The 7081-nt window shown below is 42.2% G+C and carries 7 protein-coding genes, 1 pseudogene and 1 riboswitch; of the genes and pseudogenes, 7 read left to right on the top strand and 1 reads right to left on the bottom strand.

The annotated features are described in order from the left end of the window. The 5 genes from AC075J_RS05875 to ribH all read left to right on the top strand — a co-directional run. A partial coding sequence (locus AC075J_RS05875; RefSeq protein WP_476390135.1) for an AAA family ATPase occupies positions 1 to 1186 on the top strand: 1186 nt, incomplete at its 5' end. Positions 1187 to 1271: 85 nt separating this feature from the next. Next, positions 1272 to 1386, top strand: a riboswitch (FMN riboswitch). Positions 1387 to 1631: 245 nt separating this feature from the next. After that, on the top strand, positions 1632 to 2741 hold the full coding sequence (gene ribD, locus AC075J_RS05870; RefSeq protein ID WP_118633055.1) for a bifunctional diaminohydroxyphosphoribosylaminopyrimidine deaminase/5-amino-6-(5-phosphoribosylamino)uracil reductase RibD: 1110 nt from the start codon (positions 1632 to 1634) through the stop codon (positions 2739 to 2741). Then, on the top strand, positions 2722 to 3369 hold the full coding sequence (ribE, locus tag AC075J_RS05865) for a riboflavin synthase (protein ID WP_008704016.1): 648 nt from the start codon (positions 2722 to 2724) through the stop codon (positions 3367 to 3369). Before ribD ends, ribE begins: the two co-directional genes overlap by 20 nt. Positions 3370 to 3532: 163 nt before the next feature. Then, on the top strand, positions 3533 to 4732 hold the full coding sequence (locus AC075J_RS05860) for a bifunctional 3,4-dihydroxy-2-butanone-4-phosphate synthase/GTP cyclohydrolase II (RefSeq protein ID WP_008704014.1): 1200 nt from the start codon (positions 3533 to 3535) through the stop codon (positions 4730 to 4732). A 114-nt stretch (positions 4733 to 4846) separates the two neighbouring features. Beyond that, positions 4847 to 5314, top strand: a complete 468-nt coding sequence (gene ribH, locus AC075J_RS05855; protein WP_025579513.1) for a 6,7-dimethyl-8-ribityllumazine synthase — start codon at positions 4847 to 4849, stop codon at positions 5312 to 5314. Here the strand turns inward: ribH and AC075J_RS05850 are convergent. After that, a complete protein-coding gene (locus AC075J_RS05850) occupies positions 5311 to 6360 on the bottom strand; it encodes an RluA family pseudouridine synthase (RefSeq protein WP_118633032.1) in 1050 nt (349 codons plus the stop codon). The genes ribH and AC075J_RS05850 overlap by 4 nt on opposite strands. A 177-nt stretch (positions 6361 to 6537) precedes the next feature. Here AC075J_RS05850 and AC075J_RS05845 point away from each other — a divergent pair, with 177 nt between their 5' ends. Then, positions 6538 to 6900 carry a ketopantoate reductase family protein gene (locus AC075J_RS05845; RefSeq protein WP_476390134.1) on the top strand — a complete coding sequence of 121 codons (363 nt, stop codon included), beginning with the start codon at positions 6538 to 6540 and terminating at the stop codon, positions 6898 to 6900. Then, positions 6870 to 7081, top strand: a pseudogene (locus AC075J_RS05840) (2-dehydropantoate 2-reductase); the annotation flags it as partial. The gene AC075J_RS05845 and the pseudogene AC075J_RS05840, both read left to right, overlap by 31 nt.

Here is a 7081-nt window from a genome sequence, read left to right as displayed (position 1 = left end):
AGGAGAGAATAAAGAGAATGGTTATGCAGTTTATAAGATTCGTGAAACTGCTTTTGGCGGCGGCACGAAACTTTCCGCAGAGGACGGATTTCTTCAGTTTATGATCGAGAGACTTCTTGCAAGCAGTGCACCTGCAGAGATTGTTGAGGATGAAGATGAGGAAGAAACAGGGGACGAGATGAAGCTGACAAGCATTCAGAGCATCACTGATTTTATGACCTGCGCAGGCAGAACCCTGCCGGACAATATCCGTCTCTGGGCGAGAAGAAATCTTGCAGTTGCCCGTTCCCATGAGGTATCACCGGAGGAGAGACGCCATGCTCAGAGAGCACTTTCCATTATGATGAATGTACAGTGGAAGAGTAACTACTTTGAGGCAATCGATCCTCAGGAAGCCCGCAGGATTCTTGATGAGGAACTCTACGGAATGGAATCTGTAAAGCAGCGTATTATTGAAACCATCATCCAGATTAACCGTACCCATACACTTCCTGCATACGGACTTCTCCTTGTAGGCCCTGCAGGTACAGGTAAATCCCAGATTGCATACGCAGTTGCCCGTATCCTGAAACTGCCTTGGACAACTCTGGACATGAGTTCCATCAATGATCCGGAACAGCTTACAGGAAGTTCCAGAATCTATGCAAACGCAAAGCCCGGAATCATCATGGAAGCTTTCTCAGCAGCAGGAGAATCCAACCTTGTATTTATTATCAACGAGCTTGATAAAGCAGCGTCAGGTAAGGGCAACGGAAACCCTGCAGACGTACTTCTTACTCTGCTTGACAACCTTGGATTTACAGATAACTATATGGAATGTATGGTGCCCACAGTGGGCGTTTATCCCATTGCTACGGCAAACGATAAATCCCAGATCAGCGCACCTCTTATGTCTCGTTTTGCGGTGATCGATATCCCGGATTATACATCAGAAGAGAAGAAGATCATCTTCTCCAAATATGTTCTTCCGAAAGTTCTGAAACGCATGAGCCTCAAGGCAGAAGAATGCGTAGTAACAGAAGAGGGTCTGAATGCCATCGTTGAATTGCATAAAAATACAAGCGGTATTCGTGATCTGGAACAGGCAGCAGAGCATATCGCAGCCAATGCCCTGTACCAGATTGAAGTAGATCACCTGACAGGTGTGACATTTAATGCAGAGATGGTAAGAGGGTTACTTTCCTGAAAAAAATCTTGACAGAGATAAAAGTTGAGAGTATACTGTCAGATATCAGCAAGATAAATCGCAAAAATTGCTGATAAAAATAAAATAAGATCTTCAGGGCAGGGTGCAATTCCCTACCGGTGGTAAAGCCCACGAGCCATAAGGCATGATTCGGTGCGATTCCGAAGCCGACAGTACAGTCTGGATGAAAGAGGATAACAGTAGAGATACAGAAGAATTAACTGATCTGTGAAAGCTGACTGCTCTGGAATAATTAATTTATTCCAGAGCTTTTTTATATCAATTAAAGTGATTTCAGTGATGAAATAAAGAGTCAGATTCATCGGAAGATAATTCATATCAAATATTAATTACCAAGCCCTGGATGTTGAAAAAACACCGGGGCTTTATTTTATGGGATTTTTATAAAAGAGCAGGAGATGATGGATTGAAAAATATAACGGATATGGAACAGGACAGGCAGTACATGAAAATGGCTTTGGAACTGGCGCAAAAAGGAATGGGTTTTACAGCACCTAATCCGATGGTAGGTGCTGTGATCGTTAAAAACGGAAGGATCATCGGTCAGGGATATCACAGAAAATACGGTGAACTCCATGCGGAGAGAGAAGCTCTGGCAGCATGTACGGAAGAACCTGAAGGAGCATCTATATATGTTACTTTAGAGCCCTGCTGCCATTATGGAAAACAGCCTCCATGCGTGAATGCAATCCTGGAGGCCGGAATCAGACGCGTGATCATCGGATCATCAGATCCTAATCCACTGGTTGCAGGAAAAGGAATCCGGATTTTGAAGGATCATGGAATTGAAGTAACAGAAAATATTTTAAAAGAAGAGTGTGATAAATTGAATGAAGCATTCTTTTATTACATCCAAAATAAAAAACCGTATGTGGTCATGAAATATGCAATGACTATGGATGGAAAAATTGCCGCTTATACAGGAGAATCCAAATGGGTGACAGGAGAAGCTGCCAGAATTCATGTACAGAAACAGCGACTGAAATATACAGGAATTATGGTTGGGGTGGGAACTGTGCTGGCAGATGATCCGATGCTTACCTGCAGACTGGAAAACAGCAGAAATCCTGTGCGTATTATCTGCGATTCCCATCTGAGAACACCACTGACATCTAAGATTATAAGAACAGCAGCGACAATTCCTACAATCATTGCAACCAGCAGTAAAGACCAGCAGAAGATAAAGAATTATGAAGATATGGGATGTAAAGTTCTGGATGTCCCGGAAAAAAACGGACACATAGATTTAAACAGACTAATGGAACTTCTGGGAGCTGCAAAGATAGACAGTATCTTACTGGAAGGAGGAGGCACTTTAAACTGGTCAGCACTCGAAAGCGGTATTGTTCAGAAAGTCCAGACCTATATAGCACCCAAACTTTTTGGGGGAGAAAGTGCAAAGACACCGATAGAAGGAAAAGGATTTCCTGATCCTGCCAGCGCAATATTATTAAAAAACAGCGAAATAATCAGAATAGGAGATGATTTTCTTATAGAGAGTGAGGTGAAGAGTAATGTTCACGGGAATTGTTGAAGAACTGGGAACTGTGAAAAAAATAAAAAAAGGAGCAAATTCAGCAGTATTTACGATACGGGCAGAGAAAATTCTGGATGATCTGAAAACAGGGGACAGTGTAGCTGTAAATGGAATCTGCCTCACTGTAACTGCATGTCTGGAAGATGGTTTTACAGCAGATGTGATGCATGAGACATTGAATCGTTCTGCGCTGATTCAGCTTTCTTTGGGACAGCATGTAAATCTGGAAAGGGCAATGCCTGCAAATGGAAGATTTGGAGGACACATTGTTGCCGGGCATGTGGATGGAACAGGAAAAATCACGGAAATTCGCAGAGATGATAATGCTGTCTGGTACACCATTCAGGCTTCACCACAAATTATGAAATATATTGTGACAAAAGGTTCTGTAACAGTTGATGGAATCAGTCTTACAGTGGCAAAAGTCTCAGAAACAGACTTTTCCATTTCTGCAATTCCTCATACAGTAAAGATTACAGTCCTCGGAGAACGCAAAGAAGGAGATATCGTTAATCTGGAGACAGACATAATTGGAAAATACGTGGAAAAATTAATAACGCCTGTGAAAGAACAGCCGATAAAAAGTAATATTACACGGGATTTTCTGAATAAGTATGGCTTTTGACAGAATTAACCACAAAGCTGTTATTCGATTGATGCAGAACTGTACAGTGGATGTTTTATCTGCCTGACACGAACCAGATAAGCAGCCAATACGAATGATTTTGCCCTCTTAACAACAGAAAAATATATTGTATCAGAAAATACATTGCATAAGGAGAGAAAAAATGAACGGATTTGATTCAGTAGAAGAAGCTCTGGAAGAACTTCGGAATGGAAAAATTATTCTGGTAACGGATGATCCGGACAGAGAGAATGAAGGAGATTTTATCTGTGCAGCAGAGTTTGCCACAACAGAAAATATTAACTTTATGGCAACTCACGGAAAAGGACTTATCTGTATGCCAATGTCTGAGGAATATGTAAGAAAACTGCAGTTCCCGCAGATGGTAGCAGAAAATTCAGATAATCACGAAACTGCTTTTACTGTTTCCGTAGACCATATCAGCACCACTACAGGAATCTCTGCGGCAGAACGTTCTGTTACTGCCATGAAATGTGTGGATGAGAATGCAAAACCCGAAGATTTCAGACGCCCCGGACATATGTTTCCACTTCTGGCGAAGAAGAACGGTGTTCTGGAAAGAAACGGACATACAGAGGCAACTGTAGACCTGTGCAGACTTGCAGGGTTAAAACAGTGCGGGCTGTGCTGTGAAATTATGAGAGAAGACGGCACTATGATGCGGACTTCTGAGTTACGGGAACTTGCCGGAAAGTGGAATCTTAAATTCATAACAATTAAAGATATTCAGAATTACCGTAAATGCCATGATATTCTGGTGGATCGCGTGACGACCACAAAAATGCCGACCAGATACGGAGAGTTTATGGCGTATGGATTTGTAAACCGCCTGAATGGGGAACATCATGTAGCACTGGTAAAAGGTGAAATCGGAGATGGAGAAAACGTCCTGTGCCGTGTGCATTCAGAGTGCCTGACAGGAGACGTTTTTGGATCACAGCGTTGTGACTGCGGACAGCAGTTTGCAGCGGCGATGGCCCAGATTGAGGAAGAAGGCAGAGGGATACTCCTTTATATGAGACAGGAAGGAAGAGGAATCGGACTGATCAATAAACTTCGTGCCTATGAACTTCAGGAACAGGGAATGGATACACTGGAAGCAAATCTGGCACTTGGATTTGCCGGAGACGAAAGAGAATACTACATTGGTGCGCAGATTCTGAGAAATCTTGGGGTAAAAGAGCTGCGGCTGCTGACAAATAACCCGGATAAAGTTTATCAGTTGGAAGAATTTGGAATCAGGATCAAACAGAGAGTTCCGATACAGATGAATGCCACAGCGTATGATCTGCGTTATCTTAAGACAAAACAATTACGAATGGGACATATTCTGAAGTATTAAATACAGCGGGGATTTTCATATATAACGATAACGTTCCCGAAAATAAAATTTACCGTATATAAAAACCTGTACAGGTTAAAAAATATAAATTTACAGATGAAAGGACCAGAAAAAATGAAAACATTAGAAGGAAAATTAGTATCAGATGGAATGAAAGTAGGAATTGTAGCAGCCCGCTTCAATGAATTTATAACTTCCAAGCTGGTAAGTGGTGCCATGGATGGGCTGACACGTCACAATGTAAAAGAAGAGGACATCCAGGTAGCGTGGGTACCAGGTGCTTTTGAAATCCCACTGATCGCGTCTAAAATGGCAAAAAGTGGAAAGTATGATGCGGTTATCTGCGTAGGTGCTGTGATTCGTGGAAATACCAGTCATTATGATTATGTATGCAATGAGGTTTCCAAAGGGATTGCATCAGTATCACTGGAAACAGGAGTTCCGGTATTATTCGGAGTACTTACCACAGAAAACATCGAGCAGGCAATTGAACGCGCAGGTACAAAAGCAGGAAATAAAGGCTATGACTGTGCACTCAGTGCCATTGAAATGGTAAATCTGATCAAAGAACTTGAAGCTTAAATAGACAACAGATCAGACCCTGAAAGTGAAACCAGTTCACGAAAATCGAAAGGTAATGGTGCTTCCAGAAGGAGCATTTCATCTCTGAAAGGATGCTGAAAAGAAACTTTCCATGCATGAAGGGCTGCCCTGGAAAAGGAAGCACAGGAAGATATTTTATCGTCTGAATGATAAAGAGTATCTCCAAGCAAAGGATGTCCTGTGGATGCCATATGGACACGGATCTGGTGGGTACGTCCGGTATCCAGCTTAAGTGTGATAAGCGACCAGTCCTGACTGGAAAAAAGAGTATGATAATGAGTAACTGCTGTTTTGATTTTTCCCGATAATGCAGATGAATGTAAGGAAAGATCAGCAGCAGTTTTCATTTTCAGATGATTCTCCGGGTCCTGCATCAGCGGTAAATCTAAGGTATGCCAGACACCAGGCATATCTACAGGCAAAGTACCGGATACAGCGGCAAGATATTGCTTGTGAATTTTGCATGGAGATTTTACAGATTGAAGCCTTGAAGCTGCTACCTGATTTTGGGCAAAAACCACAATCCCGGAAGTCTCCTGATCCAGCCGCCCCACCGGGCGGACACAGACCTGTTCATTTTTCTCTCGAAAGTAACCGGCAACAAGATTGGAGAGGCTGTCTGTATAATGCATTCCCGTCGGATGCGTAACCATTCCTGCCGGTTTATCAACTGCCAGAATATCCGTATCTTCATATAAAATATTCAGAGAAAAAGAAGTTTCGGAAACTGGAGCTGAAGCTCTGTTGGAATGGAAATCCGACAAATCCTTACTTCTGATTCCGTCATTATAATTTTCAAGATGCGCAGAAGCAGTCCCGGCTTCCTCCAGACAAACGCAGATCACATCGCCTGGATATATTGTCTCAGTTACACGACAGCGAACTCCGTTTCTGGTAATCCCGTCCGGTCGAAACTTCGCCTGGCTGATCTGCCGTTTTGTAAGTCCTGCATTCTTTTTCAGAAATGCTTCCATTTTAAGTTCTGTAGTTTGTTCATCTATTCTAAATTCCAGATATCGTTCCATCTTAATACTTTTCCTGCGTAATATATTCTGATATTGATACCATTGATATTACAGGGCAAAAAATAAACTGTCAATGCAAAATTATGTCAGCGTAATGCATAAAATATACTGAAGAAAAATTGTAATTGTGCCTATGATATAAGAATCAAAACAATGAAAGCGGGGCAGAAAATAAATATGAAATACTTAATCATTGGAGCCGGAGGAACCGGTGGTGTTACCGGATATTATATGAAAAAAGCAGGCAAGGACGTAACCCTGATCGCGAGAGGCGAACACCTGAAAAAGATCCAGAAACAGGGTCTTACATTGGAGAAAATGTGGGATAAAACAGAGGAAAACATAAGCATTCCTGCTACAGATATGGAGCATTATGCAGAGCATCCGGACGTAATTTTTGTCTGCGTAAAAGGCTATTCCTTACAGGAAACGATTCCGTTTATCAAACGCGTTGCCAGGAAAAATACTATCGTAATTCCAGTGTTGAATATATATGGAACAGGTGAAAAATGCCGAAAGAATTGCCGGATCTTCTGGTAACGGACGGCTGCATCTATGTTTCTGCCAACATTAAAGAACCGGGAAAACTTCTCCAGCATGGACAGATCCTGCACATTGTATTCGGCGTAAGAGACAAAGCAGAATTCCGACCGGAACTGAAAGAGATTCAGAAAGACCTCTGTGACAGTCATATCGACGGGACTCTTTCGGAAAACATCCG

The organism is Blautia sp. ZXY-1-C6 (genome assembly GCF_056339875.1).
This window is presented reverse-complemented; position numbering and strand designations above follow the sequence as displayed.

Bases quoted from the DNA above. Each gene is read 5' to 3' on its own strand.
- AC075J_RS05860 (WP_008704014.1), top strand. From the start codon at position 3,533: ATGAACGGATTTGATTCAGTAGAAGAAGCTCTGGAAGAACTTCGGAAT.
- AC075J_RS05845 (WP_476390134.1), top strand. From the start codon at position 6,538: ATGAAATACTTAATCATTGGAGCCGGAGGAACCGGTGGTGTTACCGGA.
- ribH (WP_025579513.1), top strand. From the start codon at position 4,847: ATGAAAACATTAGAAGGAAAATTAGTATCAGATGGAATGAAAGTAGGA.
- ribE (WP_008704016.1), top strand. From the start codon at position 2,722: ATGTTCACGGGAATTGTTGAAGAACTGGGAACTGTGAAAAAAATAAAA.
- AC075J_RS05850 (WP_118633032.1), bottom strand. From the start codon at position 6,360: ATGGAACGATATCTGGAATTTAGAATAGATGAACAAACTACAGAACTT.
- ribD (WP_118633055.1), top strand. From the start codon at position 1,632: ATGGAACAGGACAGGCAGTACATGAAAATGGCTTTGGAACTGGCGCAA.